The organism is Streptomyces sp. NPDC059037 (genome assembly GCF_042740015.1).
Lineage (GTDB): Bacteria > Actinomycetota > Actinomycetes > Streptomycetales > Streptomycetaceae > Streptomyces.
In genome coordinates this window covers 1-2096 of the sequence record NZ_JBHYIG010000505.1, presented here as the reverse complement: position 1 = coordinate 2096, position 2096 = coordinate 1, and the positions used below count along the sequence as shown (strand labels likewise).

General features: G+C 76.0%; 1 protein-coding gene. It reads left to right on the top strand.

All coding sequences use genetic code 11. The features are described 5' to 3' along the window. Positions 1–154 precede the first annotated feature (154 nt). A partial coding sequence (locus ACFWY6_RS45185) for an ATP-binding protein (protein ID WP_384703695.1) occupies positions 155–2096 on the top strand: 1942 nt, incomplete at its 3' end.

The following is a 2096-nucleotide window of genomic DNA, read 5'->3' as shown; positions in this document are numbered from 1 at the left end:
GTCGCGCGCCCGTACGGCACTGTGCGACACCCCGGTCAAGGAGGACTGCGGCCGGGCTCAGAGGGGAGTGCAGCGGTACTGCAGCGCGCTGGGGCAGCCTGACGCCTGGCTTCGTTGCGGCGCGTACGAGCGCCGAAAGACATGGGGGAAAGAGATGACAGCACGAGTGGAAGAGGCCGTCGCCCTGCCCGGCGCGAAACCGGCAGGACCATCCGCACCACCGCCGGACGCGGCGCACCCCGCCTGCTTCGGCAGGCTCCGCGGCAGGGAGCCCGAACTGGCCCTGCTGGCAGCGCTTTTGGCCGACCCGGAGGAGCGGCTCATCACCCTGACGGGGCCCGTCGGCGTGGGCAAGAGCCACCTCGCGCACGCGGCGCTGAACGCCGCCGCGCGCCCGGCCGACGCGACCGTGGTCGTCGACCTCGCCGACGCCCGTGACGAGGCGAGCGTGTGGGCCGCCGCGGGCACCGAGCCAGGACACGACTGCATCGGGGACCGCGACCTGCTGCTCGTCCTGGACAACTGTGACCGCGTCGCCGAGCACATCGCCCTCGGCATCTCCTCGCTGCTGCGCACCTGCCCCCACCTGAAAGTCCTGGTCACCAGCCGGATGTCCCTGGACATCCGGGCCGAGCGGATCGTCCCGGTGGCGCCCCTGCCCACCGGAGCCGGCTCCCCGGCCGTGCAGCTCTTCAGCGACCTCGTACGCCCCTACTACCTCGCCGGTCTCACCGGCGCCCACGGCCGGCGCACCGTCGCCGACATCTGCGCGGAGCTCGACGGGATCCCGCTGTCCATCGCCATCGCCGCGGAGGCCGTCGGCACCCAGAGCCCCGACGCGATACTCGACGGGCTGCGCCAGGGCCTGCACAGCGGCACGCACCGGCTGCGGGACGCGCCCGCACGGCACCGCAGCGTCGAGAGCGCCCTGTCCTGGGCCGAGGAGACGCTGACCGCCGATGACCGCAGACTGCTGTGCGGCCTCTCCGTCTTCGAGGGCGTCTTCGACATGGCCGCCGTGCGGTGCGCGGGCGGACTCGGCCCCCAGGAAGCGGTCGGCGGCGTCGAATCGCTCGTCCACAAAAGCCTGTTGATGAGCGTCGCCGGCGACGACGGCACCCCCAGGTTCCGGCTGCCGCACATCGCACGGGCCCACTACCGCGCCGAACTGGCCCGGAACGCGGCGGAGTACGAGCAGGCGTACGAAGGGCTGATCCGCAGCTGCCTCGACTTCGCCGCGACGACCGCCGCCCGGCTGCGGGCCGGCGAGGGCAGGGCCCAGCTGGTCGCGGAGGCCGGCGAGCGCCTTCCCGACCTGCGCGCGGCCGTCGCCCGGCTGCGCTCGCGCGGCGACCACACCCGCGCGCTGGGCCTGCTCGTCCATCTGGAGGAGCCGCTGCTCGTGCACGGGCTCGCCCCGGACGTCGCCGACGACATCGAGGAGTGCGCCACCCAGCCGTGGGCCGCGGACGACGACCCCTTCCTGGTCACCGAGGCGCTCCTGTCCGTCGCCCGCTGGGCGCTGGGCCGTGGCGACACCGGGCGCGCCGACGCGGTGCTCCGGCGAGCGGCATCGGCCGCCGCCGAACTGCCCGGAATCCGGGCGCGGGTGAAGGGCCTCACCGGTGAACTCCTGCGCCGCCGGGGCGAGATGACCGCCGCGGCCGCGCTCCTGGAGTCCGCCCTCGACGAACTCGACGCCGCGGGCGACCTGTACGGCGCCGCGACGGCCCGCCGCACCCAGTCCCTGCTCCGCGCCGCACAGGGCGACCCGGACGCCGAAGCGCCCGTCCTCCGCGCCCTGGAGGATCTGCGCACGGTGCCGGAAGCGGTGCCGTCGCTCTGGGCGGTCCCCGAATCCGTGAGCGCCGTGCAGGCCTCGCTGCTCACGGCCCTCGCCAGGGTCCGCCGCGTCCTGGGCCGGGAGCCCCAGGCGTACGAGGCGAGCCGCGAGGCGATGCGGCTGCTGCTCGGCGCGGGCGGGCCCGGCGAGGGGGGGGGGGGGGGGGTGGTCGCGGCGCCCCCCCCGCGGGGCGCGCCCCCCCCCCCCGCCCCGATCACTCCCCCCCGGGCCGGCCCCCCCCCCCCCCCCCCCC